We start from the raw sequence: 18756 nt of genomic DNA, 5'->3' as shown, positions 1-18756 counted from the left end.
TATGTGTCTTGTGCACTCATTCAGGAAGCCCCCCATGTTCGAAGATGCAGAAACCGACCCTTGTTTAAGCAAAGAAGAGGCGCAACAGCGCATTGCTGAACTACGTACCGCCTTGCAGCATCAGCAGTATCGTCGTCTGCATGAACAAAAACAAAGCTTGCTGATCGTGGTGGCCGGTATAGATGGTGCCGGTAAGGGGAGTGCCATCAACCAGTTAAACACATGGTTGGATCCTCGATATGTGCATACCTTAGCCTACGGTAAGTTGACTTCCGGTGAGGCCATGCGTCCGGCGATGTGGCGGTATTGGCGTGATTTACCTGCCAAGGGCAGTATAGGGTTGGTGTTTGGCTCATGGTATGCCTCGTTGCTGAGTGAGGCCGTACGTAAGCGCCCAGATCACGACAAAATCATGTTGTACTCCACATTGATCAACCGTTTTGAAGCCATGTTGGCAGCAGAAAATGTACAGGTGGTGAAGCTGTGGTACCACTTGTCCAAACAAGCGCAGTATGAGCGTACTCAACGTTTATTAGCTGACCCTGCCACCGCCTGGCGGGTGACCAAAGCTGATCTGAAAGTGCAGAAGAAGTTCGAGCGGTTACGCCATGCTGCACAAACCACGTTAGAGCTCACCACGCGTAGCTACGCACCGTGGGTAATTGTGCCCAGCGCGGATGACAACTTACGTGCTGTGCGCACCGCTGAAGTCGTGTTGCATGCATTGCAACAGCCGCTGGGGCAAGCCATTCATTTGGATGAGGCACCTGCTTTGCCGATGGCAGCGCACAAAGCCACATTGAGTGGGGTGAATTACCGCACACAACTGAAAAAAGATAACTATGCTGAGCAATTAAGTCATTGGCAAGGGCGTTTAGCCCAAGTGGTACGTAGCGATAGTTTTAAAGATCGCTCCTTAGTGTTGGCCTTTGAGGGGCAGGATGCTGCTGGTAAAGGGGGCGCGATACGTCGTGTCACGGAAGCCTTAGATGTGCGTACTTATGCAGTACACCCTATTGCAGCACCCTCCACTGAAGAGTTGGCTCGTCCGTATCTATGGCGATTCTGGCGCTCGTTGCCTCGTCATGGGCATGTAGCCATTTTTGACCGTTCTTGGTATGGGCGGGTATTGGTAGAGCGGGTAGAGAAGTTAATCAGTCCTACACGCTGGCGTCAGGCATACGACGAGATTAATAGCTTTGAGTCACAAATGGTGGCCAATGGCACGGTAGTGATTAAGTTCTGGCTGGCAGTATCCAAAGGGGAGCAGTTGCGCCGCTTCCAAGAGCGAGAAGATTCTCCTTTTAAGCAATATAAGATTACCGAGGAAGACTGGCGCAATCGCAAGAAGTGGTCGGCCTACCATACAGCTACTGAAGACATGCTGACACACACCAATACCATGTTGGCACCGTGGTATGTGGTTCCTGCAGACGACAAACGTTACGCGCGTGTAGAGGTGCTAAAACACATTGTATTAATGCTGGAAGGCTTGGATAAACAAGAGGTTTTTTATAGTGAGCCGCCGGTTCCACAACAAAGTAGTGAGATCCTGTAAGGAATTAGTAAGAAATTAGTGTAAAGATTTCGATGGCCTTACAGAATGAATCAAGATAAATAGGTATAATTTACTTTTTACCCATTTTTCCTGAATGACTAGAGTGTTGTGAATACTAAAAATTATTTAAATCAAAAAGAGAACACCACAGAAATAGACTTATCAGAATTAATTCGGTCTTTGGGACAGCAGTGGAAATTGATTGCTGGGATTATGGCAGTGGTATTTTCCTTGGCAGTGGTATATGTGAGTGTTGCGACTCCGGTATACCAAGCAAAAAGTGTGCTACGCGTAGCTGAGCTACGAGATTTAGACCGTTTAAATTTGTTGGATCTGTATTCTTTAGATAGGGAAGTAGCATTACAGCAGATAGGAAACGAGTTAGAGTCTTACAGCACACGACTAGACTTCTTCCGTGAGAACCCTGAGCTGTTTAAAGCTCTGGAAAGTCCTATTCGCTCGTTAGAACAGTCATTTGATGTGTTCAACGAGGATGCCTTCAAAGTCACACGTTCTGAGCAGCAACTGAAAGATGGGCAGCAGCGTAGCCGCTACGTAGAGATTGTGATGGAGTACTCGGAAGGGCTGGATGGGCCAGTAATCCTTAATAATTTAGTGTCTTATGTGCATACGCAAGAGCAAGAGCGTGTGAAGTCCGATGTCTCAGCGCTGGCAGATAACCGTATTGAACGTCTTGAGCGACAACTGAATACTGCCTTGGTGGGCTACCAGGCAGCAGTAGAGATGGAGGTCGCACAACTGCGTGAACAAGACATACTCAAGCAAAATGAACTCGAGGATGAGCTGAGTGCACTGCGACTAGAGTTAAAAAATCAGCGCTTGAATAGACTAGAAAAACTCAACGAAGCCATTTATATTGCTACAGAATTGGGAATTAAAAATCCAACTACGTTAGCAAGTCTTTCTCAAGAACAACAGCAGCGATTAAACACTAATGTTATTCGTACAGAAATTAATGCTCAAAATAAAGATCCATTATATTTTATGGGAACTAGAGCATTATTGGCTGAAAAAGAAATATTAAGTGTGCGTGAGTCTGATGATTTTATGGAACCACGTATTGCGCAAATATATAAAGAATTAGAGTTATTGAAAAATAATAGAAGAGTGGAAATGTTATTGGCACGTGATAACGAAAAACTTTTCTTAGAATCTAATTCTCAAATTCGTTCAGATATTGCGAGGTTGCAAGAACTAAAAGCTGACTTGGGTAATTTGCGTTTGGTACGTTTCGACCAGTTGGCCGTAGAACCTGTAGCACCTGTACGTCCTAAACGCCTTCTGATTTTATTGTTGAGCGTGGTACTGGGTGGGATACTTGGCGTGAGCGTTGCACTAGGGCGTAGCCTACTGCGACAGCGGTAAGTATATTAGTTTACAGCGGTTCGCTAGGTAGCCCTTTACCTCTTTGAGGTAGAGGGTTTTTTATAGCGGAAAATATGAGAATGGTTATTATTTGCAATTGTAAAAAATAAAGAAGGGATGGTTTTGTCCGTTGATTAGCCATTTAAAATTGCGATGTTCGTTACAGTTCATAAAATATGATTGTCTATAAGGTAACGAGATGATTCGTAACCTTGTTAAATATATTCGTTTATACTTTCGCAATGTACTATAAAAAGAACAATGCGGTAGGTTACATCCCATATAACAAGTTTCAGGTATACACGCACAGTGAGTGAGCACAACACAAAGCAGCCGAATAACGGTATGGCTACAGATGAAATTGATTTGCTGGGATTATTTAGCGCGATATGGAAACAGCGCTTATTAATCTTGGTAATAACTCTCGCTGTGACAGTGTGTGCAGCATTGTATGCCTTTCTCGTAACTCCACAGTATCAAGTGAAGAGTGTTCTGCGAATTGCTCAGCTCAAAGACTTGGATCGGTTGAACTCATTGGGGTTGATGGAGTTGGATGGTGCCGCGGCCCTAGAAATGGTGGGTCAAGAGCTTGAGTCGTATAGTCTGCGCCAAGAGTTCTTTGAGGAGCACCCTGATCTTTTCGCGAAGCTGAAGCAGGGCGGTCTAACAGCCGAACAGGCCTTTGCACAATTCAACGATGAAGCCTTCAAGGTGTTGTGGCCACCTATTCCGCCTAAGGGCGCAACACAAACCAATGTGTTCGTAGGGTTGGAAATGACGTACCCGTCAGGTTTGGAAGGTGCAAAAATTCTGAACGAATTAGTGCGTTTCGTGCTGCAAAAAGGGCAAGATCGCGTCAAACAAAACATTGATGTGCTGATCACCAACCGCATAGAGCAGTTACAGCGTAAGCTGCGTGCTGCAAAAGTGGCCTATGATGCATCCATTGAGTCGCAGATTGAAAACTTGAAAGAACTGGATATGCTGAAACGTCAGCAGTTGGAAGACGAGTTGGTAGCGTTGCGTCTAGAGCTGAAAATACAACGTCAAAACCGTTTGGCGGCGTTAAACGAAGCCATTGAGATTGCACAGAAACTGGGCATAGAAAATCCGACCACTTTATTAGGCATGTCGCAGATTATGTCGCCGTCACGTGCTGCAACGAGTGTTATCAGTACAGGTGTAGCCGGACAAGAAGAGCCGCTGTATTTCTTGGGTACCCGCGCATTACGTGCGGAGCGTGAAACGCTGTTGGCTCGTGAGACTGACGACTTTGAAGCACCACGTATTGCTGAGATATTTAAAGAGTTAGAGCTGCTGAAGAACAACCGCCATATTGAAATGCTGGAGTCTCGTGAGAACGAGCAAGTGTTCTTGAAAGCACAAGCTGAGATACGCTCTGAAATTGCAGGCCTAGAAAGCTTACGTGTGGATTTGAGTGATATACGTTTGGTAAGGTTGGATCAGTCTGCAGTAGAGCCGCTGAAACCAGTGAAACCACAACGCGCATTGATCGTGTTGTTAGCTTTGATAGGCGGCTTGATTCTAGGTGTGATGGTAGCGCTAGTACGTAGTTTGGTGCTCTCTACCCAAAAAACGTAAGCGTAGTAAATGATAAAAACCCCGGAACCGTATGATGTGGCTCCGGGGTTTTTTATGCGCCAAAAATCGCTACACTAGAGGTTTAACGATTAGTGATAGCTTTGCGGTAAGCAGGGTTTGCCAGAGACGACTGAATGAGCGCTTTATATTCCAATTTGCTGACCTTGAATGTAGATCAGCACCCCGATCTGAAGATCAAAACCCTAGACGACCATTTTGCTTTTGCGCGCTCCATGCACGTGATGCCGTTGAGCATTAGTGAGTTTGGTGCAGCGGCGGGGCATTATCCTATTGTGTTTGTGCAAGGCGCTGATCAACTGTTTTATGCCATGGCATTGACGGGTTTGGAGCCTGATAGCAACTTGTTTGTGGATAACGCTGGTCGCTGGGAAGCAGAAACCTATGTACCGGCATTTGTACGCCGTTACCCCTTTATGTTGGGCACGTCAGAGGACGACCAAGCGTTGGCTGTGCAGGTGGATGCTGATTACGCTGGGTTACGTCATGCCGAAGGCGTAGCGTGTTTTGAGGATGGTGAAGCTACTGAGTACCTGCAGCAAGTCATGAGCTTCTTGCGTGCTTATCAAAACGAAATGGCCGCGACTCAACAGTTTGTAAACCGACTGCATCAGTTGGGTTTACTGATACCACAACAAATTACGGTAAGCGATGAGTTGGGCCCAGATAAGACCTTGGGTGGTTTCTGGGTGGTCGATGACAAAGGTTATAACGATTTGGATGACCAACGCATTGTTGAGATGTTCCACAATGGGTTCTTGCGTTTGATTGAACAGCACAAGCTGTCGTTGAACCGTATACAAACGTTGGCGCGTCGAGCAGAACGACGTTTGCAGCATTAAACATTATGCGCACAGAGGGCAGCCCACGTTTTCATCCGCTCAGTATTGAGCCTACCGCCGAGCAGCGTGCTATTCAGGCGGCGCGGTGGAGGGTGTGCTTGGTGCATGCGAATGCGGGTGCTGCCAAAACCACAACATTGGCGTTACGGTTGGCAGAAGCGTTGGCGTGGGGGGCTGCTCCCTCTAGTTTGTTGGCGTTGGTGTTTACTGAAGAAGCGCGCCAAGTGTTGCGACAGCGCTTACTTGAAATAGGTGTGGCGCCTGCTCGTGCCAGACAGATTCCCGTACAAACCTTTGAGCAGTTTTCCGAGCAAATCTTGCTCAAAGGTGAGCAGGTATCGGTGCCACGTATTGAGGATGCTGCTGCGTTGCGCCCTTATGTGTTGCAAGCGCTGGAACAGGTGAGCAATAGATACGCGCAGCGTTATGAGTATCTGGATATACGTACGCACCATGTGGCGGTAAGTCAGTTTTTGGAATGTCAGCAACGCTTAAAAGCCAGCATGCTACTGGAAAGCGATGATGCAAGTTTGGATGCGGAAGACAGAGCAATACACGCACAAACTACGTTGACCGATTATTTGTGTGCGCATGAGTTTGAAGCACTGCGCAATAGTCGCTACGACGGTGTGATGTTCCGCAGTGTGCAAGATGCTACCTATGATCTGGCTAAGAATTTGCAAGAAGAGGAGTTCTGGCACGATTATCTACCTACATGCAGACTAATCGTTGCCGATGAATTGCACGACATGAACGAGTCGGCGTTTCAGGTGCTGTGTGCACTCTTGGATAAGGGCGATGTGTTCTTCGTGGGGGCAGGTGATAAAGACCAGGTGATTCACCGTGCAGCGGGTGCAGATGAGGCTTTCTTATTGGAACGGTTTAGGGATAGATACCCGACAACACGTTCGCTGCCGTTGACGCAAACGTACCGCCATGGCCCGCATCTGGCCTTTGCGGTAGAGCATTTCAAAAACAAAGTAGTGAGCTCGGCACTGTCTGAGCACACAGGCGTAGAGCTAAGCTTGTACAACCACCATGAGCCGCAGGCTGCCGCACAAGCAACACTACGGGCAGTGCGTAAATGGGTAGGGTTGGGGCATGGGCTAAATAGCTGTGCCATCTTATTGCGCGACACGCACCAATCGGTAGTGCTGGAAAACGCCTTGCTACAAGCCGGTGTGCCGTATCGTATTCAAGGTTTTACCTCGTACTTGCAGCGTCGAGAAATACTGTTCATTCAAGGGCTGTTGGCCTTATCAATTGGCGCATTGGAAACGGTGCCAAACACCACTAGACGAGGCGACATTGTTGCGGCTCTGGCATTTTTTGCTGAGCTGAGCATGGATGACCACACGCTAGAACAAGCACAAGCCGAGATCGCCGAGTACCCCGAACTACTGCATTCGTTTTTCCATGGGCAGATTGAGCGTACTGCACCTGAAATGTCGGCGCAGCGCATGCGTATGGCGATAGAGCTGCTAGCGAAGGAAGGGGCTGAAGCCAATGCAGCCAGCGTATTGCACCAGGTGTGCGAAGCCTTAGATTTGCAGATGGTAGCTAGACGGTTGTTTGTGCATGAAGAACAAGCCCGTGTGATACAAAAATCTATACAGGGCTTGATTGCTATTGCTGAACAGCACAACTGGTCATTAAAGGCTTTATACGATTGGTTAGGGACGGCGGGTTCTGCCCCTGAGCGACGCGGTGACCAGGCGGTGGTGTTGGAATGCGTGGCGCAATCCAAAGGTAAAGAATACCCGCATGTGTTGTTGCCGTGGTTGGAGCAGGGCGAGTTTCCGGCTGAGGGTGCAGTGACGCAGGAAGAGGAAAACCTATTTTATGTGGCCATCACACGAACACAACAACAGTTGAGTTTGATTGTGCCGAAAGAGGTGGCCAGTCAAAGTCCGTTTGTCGCCAGACTAGGTTTAACACAGGTAGATCAGCGAGCTAACGAGGCCCTGCGCCAGAACCAGCAACGCCAACAAGCACGCCCCTATCAAGCGGTGACTCGCCAAGCAGCGCCTAGCTTTAGAGAGCCACAGCCTACTAAAGATGGCCGTTTGGTCTTGGCGGTGCCCTATGCCGAGAAAGATGAGGCTAAAGCCTTGGGAGCCATGTGGGACCCAGCAGGCAAAGTTTGGTATGTGCCAGCAGGTAAAGATCACCGCTTGTTTGTGCGCTGGTTGCCTAACTAATACTTAGCGATGCTGGTGACGGCGGTCGAACTTGCGTGCCAGCACAATAGCGCTGTGGGTACGCACCACACCTTCTAATGCACCGATGGTATCTAGCAAGAGGTCTAGCTCTTCGGTGCTGCGGGCGCGTAGCCAGATCATCAAATCAAACTCACCACTCACGGTAGCGGCGGACTCCACCTCAGGAATTTGGCTGAGCTGTCGTAGTACCTGATTCCCCAACTTGGGTTTCACGATAATACCGGCATAGGCTTGTAAACCTTGCTCATGGAAGGGAGCGGCTAATTGCACGGTATAGCCGTGGATCACGCCTTGTTTTTCCAGACGCTGAATACGCGACAAAATGGTGGTGCGCGCTACCCCTAATGTACGCGCCAAACTGGCGACAGACTCACGCGCATTGATTTGTAGGGCGGCGATCAGTTGTCTATCTAAACTGTCTAATTCGGAATAGCGAAAATCGTTCATGAGAGTTTTGGTCATAATGACGAGTTTTTTCGTCATTATGACGTAATCAGGTCAAAAAGACGATAAAAGTGATCTTGGGATAGCAGAGCAAAATTCGTAGACTGTTTCTATTCACATAGGAGGCAGTGTATGAAAATAGTGTTGCTGGGTGCCGGCCATATTGGCCAATCTATTGCTCATCACCTCTCGCATTCTGGGTACTATCAATTAACGGTAGTGGATCAGCAGGCAGAGGCCTTACAGCAGGTCGCCAAGCAAGGGATAGCAACGCAAGTTGTGAATCTGGGTGATGCGCAAGCGTTGGATGCGCTGTTACGCGACACCGATGCGCAGACGGTGATTAACGCTCTACCTTTTCACATGGCTAAACAGGTATCTGCAGCAGCAGTGAAACATGGCCGCCATTATTTTGATTTAACCGAAGACGTACAGGCGACGCAGCACATGATGGCCTTGGGCAAGAGTGCGCGTACGGTGCTGATGCCGCAGTGCGGTTTGGCGCCCGGTTTCGTTGGGGTGGCAGCTCACTCGTTAGCGGCTGAGTTTGATGAGGTGCATCATTTGAAACTACGTGTGGGAGCATTGCCGCGTAATCCAGACAATAAGCTGATGTACAACCTGACGTGGAGCATTGATGGGCTGATTAACGAATACCGCCACCCGTGTGAGGCGTTACGTGATGGTGAGCCGGTATCTGTGATGCCTATGGAAGGGTTGGAAAATTTGCATGCCGATGGCGTGTTGTATGAGGCTTTTAATACTTCAGGCGGATTGGGTACGTTATGCAGTACGCTGAAAGGTAAAGCCCAGAATCTGGATTACAAATCCATACGCTACCCAGGGCATCACAACTATATGCAGTTCTTGCTCGATGACTTGCAACTGCGCACGCAACCTGATGAGCTGAAAGCGTTGTTGATGAAGGCCATTCCACGTACCTATGATGATATGGTGTTGGTGGTTGTGTCGGCATCCGGGCGTAAGCACGGTGTATTGCAAGAACAGAAGCTGATGCGTTGTGTGCATTCGGCACAAACCTCGTTTGGGTATGAAAGTGCGATTCAGCAAACCACCACTTCTGGCCTATGTGTGGCAGTGGATTTATTCCGTCAGGGTAAGTTGCCACAGTCTGGTTTTGTGGGCCAAGAGGCCATTGCACTGAAGGATTTCCTCGCTAACGACTTTGCGCGTCCTTACCAACAGTAAACGACTCACGCCACAGCGAGACCACGTGCCGCGATATAATGCGATGTAGTCGCAGGTCGCGGCATTTTTTATGTAGTGCAAGTATGGTCACGCATTCGGTCAGCATCATTGGAGCAGGCCCAGCCGGTCTGATGGCAGCTGAAACCTTGCTTCAAGCAGGTGTACAGGTTTCGTTATATGACGCCATGCCGTCGGTGGGGCGCAAGTTTCTACTGGCGGGTAAGGGCGGGTTGAATCTGACACACAGCGAAGCCGCTCCCCTTTTCCTTTCTCGATATGGTGAGTCTGCCGCCCAGGTAGCACCGTGGCTGGAACGCTTAGATGCGACAGCGTTACGGCAGTGGGCGGACGTGTTGGGGGCTGAAACTTTTGTGGGATCGTCTGGTCGTGTGTTCCCCAAGGAAATGAAAGCTGCTCCGCTGTTGCGTGCTTGGTTGCATCGCTTGCGTAGCCAAGGCTTGCAATTGCATACCCGTCATCGCTGCACAGGGTGGAATGATGATGGGCAACTGTGTTTTGACACCCCTAAAGGTGAGGTGACATTACACGCGCCAGCTGTGATTCTGGCCTTAGGTGGCGGCAGTTGGTCGCGCTTGGGCAGTGATGCAGCATGGATGCAGTGGTTAGGTGATCGGGGTGTGCAGATGACGGCATTAGAGCCGTCTAACGGCGGCATTGTCGTACCGTGGAGCAACCATTTTGCTGAACGTTTTGCAGGGCAGGCGGTGAAAACTGTTGCTATGCAGACAGCGGGGCAATCAAGCTGGCGACGTGGCGAAATCATGATTACCGAGACTGGCGTTGAGGGCGGCTTGGTGTATGCCTTATCGGCAAACCTACGTACCTTATTGCGCAACCAAGGTTATGTGGATTTTGCGGTGGATTTAACCCCAGATCGTGAGTTGTCTGCGGTGGAAAAAGCTGTGAGCGCTACGCGCTCAGGTCGTTCGTGGTCTACCTTCTTACAACGTCAGTTGGGGCTAAAAGGCGTGAAGCTGGGCTTGTTGTATGAAGTGCTACCCAGGGACGAGTTTGAGAACCCGCAGCGTTTGGCGCGTACCATCAAAAGTTTGCCGTTGCGAGCAACAGGGCTGCAAGCGATGGACGAAGCCATTAGTACCGCTGGTGGCGTAGCAGCTACCAATCTGGACGACAACTTGATGTTGCGTCATCTGCCCGGTGTATTTTGTGCCGGTGAAATGTTGGATTGGGATGCTCCCACAGGTGGCTATTTACTCACCGCCAGTTTTGCCAGCGGCAAAGTGGCAGCAGAAGGTGTAATGCGTTGGTTGGTGTCGCCGTCAGCGTAAACAACAACGCAGGAGTACAAGTTTTATGTCAGCAAAACCTTTAGAAACCGTACAGTACAGACCCGTTACGGGGGTTACGCTGTGGCTGGCGTTAATCGCCTTGGCCGCAGGTGGCTTTGGTATTGGTACGGGTGAATTTGCCATCATGGGCATCTTGCCCGAGGTGGCGCAATACCACCAGATGACCGAGCCGCAGGCCGGTAGGTTAATCAGCGCCTACGCGTTAGGGGTGGTGATAGGTGCACCCATATTGTCGGTCTGGGGAGCTAGACTGCCTCGTATCTGGTTAGCCATCAGCTTGATGGTGATGTATGCCATCACGAACTTTGCCAGCGCGTTGGCTCCCACATTTAACTGGTTAATGCTGTTCAGGTTCTTGAGCGGCTTACCGCATGGTGCCTACTTTGGTGTGGCGGCATTGATTGCAGCGTCTATGGTGGAGCCCTACCGACGCGGCTATGCCGTGGGGCGGGTGATGATGGGGTTAACCGTCGCGGCGTTGGTGGGGAATCCCATTGCAATTTGGTTAGGCCAGTGGGCAGGCTGGCGATGGCCGTTCGCCTTGGTGGGCGCAATTGCCGTGCTAACTATTTATTTAATTTGCCGTTTTGTACCCCGTGATTTACCTGAAATACACAGCTCTGCACGCCAAGAACTCAGCGCGTTACGTAATCCGCGTGTGTGGATGACGCTGGCCATAGGTGGCATTGGGTGTGGCGGTATGTTTGCGGTGATGAGCTATATCGCCCCCATTGTGACCGAGGGAGCTGGTTTGCCCACCCAGGTTGTGCCTTTAGCACTATCGGTGTTTGGTGCGGGCATGATTGTGGCGAATTACATAGGCGGTTGGGCGGCTGACCGTTGGTTATTCCGAGGTGCAGGTGCCATCTTGTTATGGGGGCTGTGCTTATTACTGATGTTCCCGCTGATGATGCGTCATAACGTGACGTTGTTTATCGGTATTTTTACCGTTGGCACCATTGGTGCACTGGGCACGATACTGCAAGTGCGCTTGATGGATGTGGCGGCGAATGCGCAAACTCTAGCCGCATCCCTGAATCATTCTGCCTTTAATTTCGCTAATGCGTTGGGTGCGTGGTTAGGTGGTGTGGTGATTGATGCGGGCTTTGGGTTGCAATCTACCGCATGGGCGGGAGCAGCACTGTCGTTCAGTGGCCTGATTGTGTTGTGGCTTGCTTGGCGTCAAGAGAAAGCCTGGCAACGTCGGAGGGCTGCGGATGCCGCTGCGGCCTAACGATAATGCCCCTGATCGCCCTTCATTATGGCTATTGTTCTGGATCTTTACCCGCATATCGTTAACCAGTTTTGGGGGCGGCGTTAGCGGCTGGATGATGCGTGATTTTGTACTAAAACGTGCATGGTTAACGCGTGATGAGTTCTTGAGCGGGCTAGCATTATCGCAAGCTCTACCCGGTTTAAATGTGGTGAATCTCGCCATTTGGGTGGGCTACCGATTACGTGGTGGGGCAGGTGCTTTCTGGAGCGCCGTAGGCATGGTGGTGCCTGCTTTGCTGCTGATTTTGGTATTGGCGCAGCTATACGGCACAATGAAAGCCATTAGCTGGGTGCCTGTAGTAATGGCGGGAATTGCGGCTGCGGCCACAGGGTTGTCATTGGAAATGGGTGTACATGCTGCCAAGCGTGTCATGCCAGATAAAGTTGGTTTGCTGTTAATGCTTGCCGTATTTACCGCTATTTACGTGTGGCAAATCAACTTGGTGTTAGTGATTCTTATCGCCTCACCATTATCTGTTTGGTATGCCTATTACACGCTAGAGGACTGACTATGTGGTTATTGCTGCTAGCGTTGTTACGGGTGTTTCTTCCTCTGTCACTGTTGACTATCGGAGGGGGGCAAAGCGTTATTCCGGCCATTCACGAACAAGTGGTCACTCAGCAAGGTTGGTTAACGGATCAAGAGTTCTTAGACGCTTTTGCATTGTCACGTTTAGCACCTGGCCCCAAAAGCTTGTTAGTTGCTGTAATAGGTTGGGAAGTTGGTGGTTTTTGGGGGGCATGGGTAGCTGGGATAGCGATCTTTTTGCCTTCGGCATTATTAATGTATGCCATTGTGCGGGTATGGCAACGTCATGCGGACAAACGATGGGTACGTGCATTAGAAAAAGGCTTAGTGCCCATTGCGGCGGGCATGGTGTTTGCCGCCGTCGGTACTATTTTGGATGCTAGCACTCATAAAGAGTTAGCGTGGGCGGTAGCGTTAGGCAGTACTGTGTTGCTGCTGTCTGGACGAGTGAACCCGTTTGTCTTGCTAGGTGCAGGTGGGTTGGTGTTCGCTGTTGTTGTACCGTTGTTGTGACAGTGCTTACAGCGGACCTTTGAAAACAAAAAATGCACCGGCGCAAATAAGGGCAAAGCCTACAGCATGATTGATGGTCAGGCTTTCTTTTAGGTACAGCACAGAAAACACTGCAAACACTACCAAGGTAATAACCTCTTGCATGGTTTTAAGCTCAGCGGCGGAATACACCGTATGCCCTAAACGGTTGGCAGGCACGGCTAAACAATACTCTACTAAGGCAATCGCCCAACTGATCAGAATCACCTTCACGATAGGGCTGTGGGGGAATTTTAAATGCCCATACCACGCGATGGTCATGAACACGTTAGAACAAACCAGTAACAGTACGGGCAGGAATTTCTGCATCATGGCGTTTAAGAAATAGTAGAAGAAAAGGCAGCATACACGAACTGTATAGGCGATGTGGGCTAGCGTTGTTTACAGATGGTTGTATATACTTGGTATTCAAATCATTTTAATATCATCTAATTTATGAGTACGAAATCTAGCGCCAGAGAACGTTTCGGCATGATGTTTGTAGGCGTTTCTCGTCGGTGGCGAGCAGGCGTAGACAGCAGCTTGGCGCAAGCTGGTCTAACAGATGCAACATGGCGTCCGTTGGTGCACATTGAGCGCAGTGGTGGCGGCATTTCGCAGAAAGACTTAGCGGCCAGATTAGATCTGGATGCGTCTACCTTGGTGCGTTTGATTGATGTGTTGGTGAGCAAGTCACTGGTAGAGCGACGTGCCGATGAAACCGATAGACGTAGCAAGCTGCTGTACCTCACCGAACAGGGTAAAACGGCATTAGCCCCCTTGCAAAAGCGCTTATTTGTCGCCGAAAACGAGATGCTGGCTGGCTTGAGTGACGAGCAGATAGAAAAGTTCAGCGCCATGCTGGAACATATAGACGCCAACATACGTACCTTGCAAGAAGGCAAGGCAGATACGGTATGAGTTGGACGCGTGGCTTAAGTAAATGGGGTTTTGACGAACCACGTATGGCCTTTGCGGGGCGCACAGCGTTGGCAGCGTGTGCGGCGGTGGTGATTGCGTGGTTGTTGGGGTTAGAGCACCCGCAATGGTCAGGCATGACAGTATGGGCGGGATCACAACCGTGGCGCGGTCAGTTGGCGGAAAAAAGTGTATTCCGATTGCTAGGTACCTTAGTGGGTGGTGTGTTTGGCATGCTGCTGTTATTGCTGACTGATGGCAACCTAGTGTGGCTGACCTTTGGTTTAGCCGTATGGATAGGGTTATGCACATGGGCTGGCAATCGCATACGCGGCTTTATCTCGTATGGCGCTATGCTGTCAGGCTATACCGCTGTCATGGTGACACTACTAAAAAGCACGCATTTTTCGTCGATTTTTGCCATTGGTATAGACCGTATCTTCACCGTATCGCTAGGGGTGTTAATTGCGCTGTTGGTGGGCTGGTGGTTTGCACCGTTGGCTAACGCCGTGAGTATCCCCAAACGCTTTAAAGGCTTGGTGAGAGAAACCGAACAGGTGTTGCGGGCCGAGCAGGCTGCAGGCCAAACCATGCCTGAGCTGGAAGAAAAGAAACGGCATATTTTGCGCCAACTGGCACTAATGGAAGAAAGCCTAGAAACGCAGGTGGCGGGGTCGTGGAGCCTACGACTACGTGTACGCCGTTGGCGTGGGCAAATAGTCGCGCTGGTGCAAGCGTTACTGAGTAGTGATGCATCGCGTATTAATAGCCAGTTTATGCCGCGTGAAGTGGCCGCCTATTACGACACACGTGAGGCATGTAGATCGGCGTTTCGATCATTTTTGATGATGGCGTTAGCCAGTGCTGCCTGGTTACTCAGCGGTATAGAAATGGGTGCTTTCATGCTGGTGGGAACAGCCATTATGGTGTCTGTGTTTTCCACTGTGGCGCAGCCGTTGCCGTTGTTGAAACAAGTAGTGATAGGGCAGGCGCTAGGGGTAGGGGCGGCATGGGTATGCCGGTGGTTGGTCTGGCCGTATATGGGCAGCGAGGTCACGCAAATCCTGAGTTTGATGCCGTTTATTTTGATAGGTGGATTGTTCTTTGGTCACCGCGTTGGGGCAGGGCCTAGGGGCTTCGACTTCAATATGGTGCTTTTGCTGTTGGTGCAACCGGGTTGGCCATTAGTAGGTGATTGGACACATGCGTGGCAGGCCGGTATTGCGGTGGTGCTGGGGCCAGTCATGGCGATGGTGGCATTTTGGCTGATTTTCCCCGCTAACAGCACAACGCAGATTGCTACCTTGCGTACCAAAGTACGCCGTACCTTGTTAAAGCAAGCGGCTGAACCCTTAAACGAGGTGCATAAAGCTGAGTGGTATGCCCAACTGAGTTTGGGTGTATTGAAGTTGGCGCGTTATCAGACTGTGGAAACAGCAACGCCTTCCGGCCATGCTTTGGCGTGGGGGTACAGTGTGAAAGCGTTAGGGTTATTGCAGCAGCATTTGACGCTATTGCTGCAGGAGACATCTGCTACATCAGAGCAGCATAGTAGTGCGATGGCGGTGCGCTCGTTATTGCTATCGGGCAAGGCCAACTCTGTTGTACTGACAACGGCGTTGCAGCAGTTGCAAGCCAATTGGCAGGGCAGCGCAGCACTGGATAACGCTAAAGTGGAACAAGCGTTAGCGGTGCTGGCTGCACCTACTGCGCGTTAGTGGTGCAACGCGCGTTGGTAAGCGTCTAGCACCGCTTCATGCATGGATTCCGACAAAGTAGGGTGTGCAAACACGGTTTGCATCAGTTCTGCTTCAGTGGTTTCCAACTGCATAGCAATGCCATAGCCTTGGATGAGTTCGGTCACTTCATCACCCACCATGTGGGCACCCAGTAGTTCACCGCTTTGGTCATCAAAAATTACTTTGATGAAACCGTCAGACGAGCCCATTGCTAGGGCTTTACCGTTGGCGGCTAGAGGGAACTTACCGATGCGCAGTGTACGACCACTGGCTTTAGCTTGCTCTTCTGTTAGGCCAACGTGGGCGACTTGTGGGTGGCTGTAAATGCAGGCAGGAATGCGGTCTGCATTTAAGGGGTGCGGTTTTAGCCCCGCAATGTGTTCCACACAAATAACGGCCTCGTGTGAGGCTTTGTGAGCCAACCACGGTGCACCGGCTACGTCACCAATGGCGTAGATATGGGGGTGGCCAGTGGCACTGAAATCTTGCGTAATGATGTGGGTGTTTTCCACTTTCACGGCATAGCTTTCTAAGCCCAGGTTTTCGGTATTACCCACAATACCTGCGGCGACTAACACTACATCGGCTTGCAAGGTTTTTGCACCAGCAACGCCTTCTAATTGTAGTGTCCAGCCTTGGCCTTGCTTTTTGGCGTCTTTGATACGGCAACCTAAGTGCAGTTGTATGCCATCACGTTGTAAGGCTTTAGCTACGTGTTGGGATACTTCGCTATCTTCAGAAGCCAGAATGCGATCGCTCATTTCTACGACGTGTACTTCAGAACCTAGTGCGCGGTAGAAACTAGCAAACTCAATACCAATAACACCTGCACCAATGATAGTGAGTGATTTAGGTACCGACGTAGGCACTAGGGCCTCTTTGTAGCTCCACACCGATTGGCCGTCTACAGGGAACATGGGTAACGTGCGAGCACGAGCACCCGTTGCTAGGATGAGGTCTTTAGTGTGCAGCGACTGGGTGCTGCCGTCGGTTTGTTCCACCACAATGTTTAGCCCCGATGCGGCGGGGGCGCCCAATTTGCCGTGGCCGTTAAAAACTTGTACGCCATTTTTCTGCATCAGGTGTTTTACACCGCGCTGCAATTGCGCTGAAATGCCGCGCGAGCGTTTGACGATGGCCGCCAAGTCTACGGTAGGTGCAGCACACTGAATGCCAAAGCTGGCAGAGTCACGAATCAAACGCAGCACATCGGCAGAGCGCAACAAGGCTTTTGTGGGGATACAACCCCAGTTTAAGCAGATGCCGCCTAGGTGTTCTTTTTCTACCAAGGCAGTGCGTAAACCTAATTGCGCAGCACGAATGGCAGCCACGTAACCGCCAGGGCCACCACCAATGATGGTGACATCAAATGTTGAGGTAGTCATGGCTGGCCTTAAATCAGAATGGAAAGTGGTGCTTCCAATGTTTCTTTGAAGCGGGCCAACCACCGTGCAGCTAAGGCACCATCAATCGCGCGGTGGTCTACCGACAGCGTCATGCTTAGCATTTGTGCAATCACCATATCATCACCTTCGGCAATCACGCGGCGCTCTGCAGCACCCACTGCCAGAATGGCGGCTTGTGGTGGGTTGATGATGGCAGCAAAGTTTTGTACCCCGTACATGCCCAAGTTGCTGATGGTGAAGCTGCCGCCTTGGTATTCGTGTGGTTGCAATTTGCCATCGCGAGCACGTTCTGCCAGTTGACGTACGTTTTGGCTTAATGCGGACAACGACAGATTGTTGGCGTTACGTACCACCGGGGTAATCAAGCCAGAATCGGTAGACACAGCCACTGAGATATCCACATCGTGATACTGCAGTAATGCCTCGTCTGTCCAACTGACGTTCATCTCTGGCATGGCTTGCAAGCTGACGGCGACGGCTTTGACGATCAGGTCATTGACCGAAACTTTCTGGCTAGCCGTTTGGTTGATTTGCGCACGTAGAGCCAGTAGGGCATCCACACGGCACTCTGCTTGCAAGTAGAAGTGCGGTACGGTGGATTTGCTTTCTGTTAGGCGTCTAGCAATAGTACGGCGCATTGCGCTGTGTGGTTGCGCGGTGTAGGCCGCATTGCTGGCGGCAGCAACTGGTGCAGCAGCGACTGGGCTAGCCACAGCAGGTGCTGGTTGAGCTTGTGCTTTCAGTACATCATTTTTAATGATGCGACCATGTGGGCCACTGCCGTTGATAGTGGCCAAATTCAGGCCGGCTTCTAGCGCCAGTCTGCGAGCCAAGGGGCTAGCAAAGATGCGACCTGTATGGGCTGCAGCAGCGACATTGCTCGCGGGGGCGACGGGTGCAGCGGCAGGCGTCGCAGTGGCTGTGGCGGTAGCGGTAGGCTCGACTACAGCGGGGGCAGCCGCCGCAGCTTGCGGAATATCTGCCAAGGCAGTTTGCAGTTCAGCATCGCCCTCACCAGCGGCCAAGATAACGGCGATGGGCGCACCCACCTCCGCAGACTGACCCGCAGGCACCAAAATACGTGCCAAGGTGCCCGAGGCTTCGGATGCTACTTCAACAACCGCTTTGTCGGTTTCTACTTCCAAAAGCTCGTCATTCAGGTTGACGGCTTCACCTTCTTTTTTCAACCAGCTCAAGATTTGAGCAGTGTCATTGCCGGCAGCAACGCCGGGCATGGTTATAAGGGTAGCCATGGCTTAATTCCTGTTTTCCAAATCATTACGGTAGGCGTGCAGGTCAGCGTAAGTGACCAATTCCAAGACGTTGCCTTCAGGGTCTTTGCAGAAGGCAAGGTAGACGCCATCACGCACTTCGACGCGACGATCGCCTGTTAAGAATTGCGCGCCTGCCTGTTGTAAGCGCTGTATTGCGGCATCAATATCTGCCACGATAAAGGTGAGGTAGAAGCTGCCTGCACGATCCAACAAAAAGGGTAGGTCGGCTTCTGCATCCACGGGTGCCGCATCAGGTTGTATTAACTTGATGCGTTCACCGTAGGTGGTTTGCAGTCGCACGACGCTGTAGCCATGGGCTGACATGGCAGCGTGCATGGCTTTGTCAGCAGGCACGTGAATGAGGCTCTTAGCCGTGCAACCCAGCCCTTCTTCGTAGAAGCGTTGCAGGGCAGGAAGGTCGCGGCAGCAAATACCTACTTCCAAAGGGGAGACCATCGTAGTGCTCATGTGA

At 50.7% G+C, this 18756-nt stretch carries 17 protein-coding genes; 12 read left to right on the top strand and 5 right to left on the bottom strand.

The window, feature by feature from the left end; genetic code table 11:
• Positions 1-34 precede the first annotated feature (34 nt).
• From pap to AC3QL0_RS15645, 5 genes are all read left to right on the top strand, one after another.
• Positions 35-1558 carry a polyphosphate:AMP phosphotransferase gene (gene pap, locus AC3QL0_RS15665; RefSeq protein WP_493009309.1) on the top strand — a complete coding sequence of 508 codons (1524 nt, stop codon included), beginning with the start codon at positions 35-37 and terminating at the stop codon, positions 1556-1558.
• 108 nt (positions 1559-1666) lie between these two features.
• Positions 1667-2944, top strand: coding sequence for a Wzz/FepE/Etk N-terminal domain-containing protein (locus tag AC3QL0_RS15660; protein ID WP_493009308.1), 1278 nt, complete (start codon positions 1667-1669; stop codon positions 2942-2944).
• Between the two features lie 345 nt (positions 2945-3289).
• On the top strand, positions 3290-4546 hold the full coding sequence (locus AC3QL0_RS15655; protein ID WP_493009307.1) for a Wzz/FepE/Etk N-terminal domain-containing protein: 1257 nt from the start codon (positions 3290-3292) through the stop codon (positions 4544-4546).
• Between the two features lie 134 nt (positions 4547-4680).
• Entirely contained in the window at positions 4681-5406 is a 726-nt protein-coding gene (locus AC3QL0_RS15650; protein ID WP_493009306.1) for a SapC family protein, read from the top strand.
• 5 nt (positions 5407-5411) lie between these two features.
• Positions 5412-7607, top strand: coding sequence for a 3'-5' exonuclease (locus AC3QL0_RS15645; RefSeq protein ID WP_493009305.1), 2196 nt, complete (start codon positions 5412-5414; stop codon positions 7605-7607).
• A gap of 3 nt (positions 7608-7610) precedes the next feature.
• Here AC3QL0_RS15645 and AC3QL0_RS15640 read toward each other — a convergent pair whose 3' ends face one another.
• On the bottom strand, positions 7611-8075 hold the full coding sequence (locus AC3QL0_RS15640) for an Lrp/AsnC family transcriptional regulator (protein WP_493009304.1): 465 nt from the start codon (positions 8073-8075) through the stop codon (positions 7611-7613).
• Positions 8076-8204: 129 nt separating this feature from the next.
• Here AC3QL0_RS15640 and AC3QL0_RS15635 point away from each other — a divergent pair, with 129 nt between their 5' ends.
• From AC3QL0_RS15635 to AC3QL0_RS15615, 5 genes are all read left to right on the top strand, one after another.
• Positions 8205-9281 (top strand): saccharopine dehydrogenase family protein, encoded by a 1077-nt coding sequence (locus tag AC3QL0_RS15635; RefSeq protein WP_493009303.1) that lies wholly within the window; start codon positions 8205-8207, stop codon positions 9279-9281.
• A gap of 83 nt (positions 9282-9364) precedes the next feature.
• Positions 9365-10591 (top strand): TIGR03862 family flavoprotein, encoded by a 1227-nt coding sequence (locus AC3QL0_RS15630; RefSeq protein WP_493009302.1) that lies wholly within the window; start codon positions 9365-9367, stop codon positions 10589-10591.
• Between the two features lie 25 nt (positions 10592-10616).
• Positions 10617-11846, top strand: coding sequence for an MFS transporter (locus AC3QL0_RS15625; protein WP_493009301.1), 1230 nt, complete (start codon positions 10617-10619; stop codon positions 11844-11846).
• Complete coding sequence (locus AC3QL0_RS15620) at positions 11830-12396, top strand: chromate transporter (protein ID WP_493009300.1); 567 nt, start codon at positions 11830-11832, stop codon at positions 12394-12396. The genes AC3QL0_RS15625 and AC3QL0_RS15620 overlap by 17 nt, the downstream gene beginning before the upstream one ends.
• 2 nt (positions 12397-12398) lie before the next feature.
• A complete protein-coding gene (locus tag AC3QL0_RS15615) occupies positions 12399-12929 on the top strand; it encodes a chromate transporter (RefSeq protein WP_493009299.1) in 531 nt (176 codons plus the stop codon).
• Between the two features lie 6 nt (positions 12930-12935).
• Here the strand turns inward: AC3QL0_RS15615 and AC3QL0_RS15610 are convergent, their stop codons facing one another.
• Positions 12936-13280: a DMT family protein gene (locus AC3QL0_RS15610; RefSeq protein ID WP_493009298.1), complete on the bottom strand. Its 345-nt coding sequence runs from the start codon at positions 13278-13280 to the stop codon at positions 12936-12938.
• Between the two features lie 123 nt (positions 13281-13403).
• Here AC3QL0_RS15610 and AC3QL0_RS15605 point away from each other — a divergent pair, with 123 nt between their 5' ends.
• Positions 13404-13868 (top strand): MarR family winged helix-turn-helix transcriptional regulator, encoded by a 465-nt coding sequence (locus AC3QL0_RS15605; RefSeq protein WP_493009297.1) that lies wholly within the window; start codon positions 13404-13406, stop codon positions 13866-13868.
• Positions 13865-15583: an FUSC family protein gene (locus tag AC3QL0_RS15600; protein ID WP_493009296.1), complete on the top strand. Its 1719-nt coding sequence runs from the start codon at positions 13865-13867 to the stop codon at positions 15581-15583. Before AC3QL0_RS15605 ends, AC3QL0_RS15600 begins: the two co-directional genes overlap by 4 nt.
• Here AC3QL0_RS15600 and lpdA read toward each other — a convergent pair.
• The 3 genes from lpdA to AC3QL0_RS15585 are packed head-to-tail and all read right to left on the bottom strand — an operon-like array spanning position 15580 to position 18752.
• Positions 15580-16989 (bottom strand): dihydrolipoyl dehydrogenase, encoded by a 1410-nt coding sequence (gene lpdA, locus AC3QL0_RS15595; protein ID WP_493009295.1) that lies wholly within the window; start codon positions 16987-16989, stop codon positions 15580-15582. The two genes, AC3QL0_RS15600 and lpdA, sit on opposite strands and share 4 nt — an antisense overlap.
• An 8-nt stretch (positions 16990-16997) precedes the next feature.
• The gene (locus tag AC3QL0_RS15590; RefSeq protein WP_493009294.1) at positions 16998-18263 is read right to left on the bottom strand and encodes a pyruvate dehydrogenase complex dihydrolipoamide acetyltransferase; all 1266 of its coding nucleotides are present in this window, start codon (positions 18261-18263) and stop codon (positions 16998-17000) included.
• 3 nt (positions 18264-18266) lie between these two features.
• Positions 18267-18752 (bottom strand): VOC family protein, encoded by a 486-nt coding sequence (locus AC3QL0_RS15585; protein WP_493009293.1) that lies wholly within the window; start codon positions 18750-18752, stop codon positions 18267-18269.
• Between the last annotated feature and the right edge of the window lie 4 nt (positions 18753-18756).

Source organism: Paenalcaligenes sp. GW821-LYS-B07-1, from assembly GCF_058803365.1.
The sequence above is the reverse complement of the archived record's forward strand: the minus strand, read 5'-3'. Positions and strand labels throughout refer to the sequence as shown.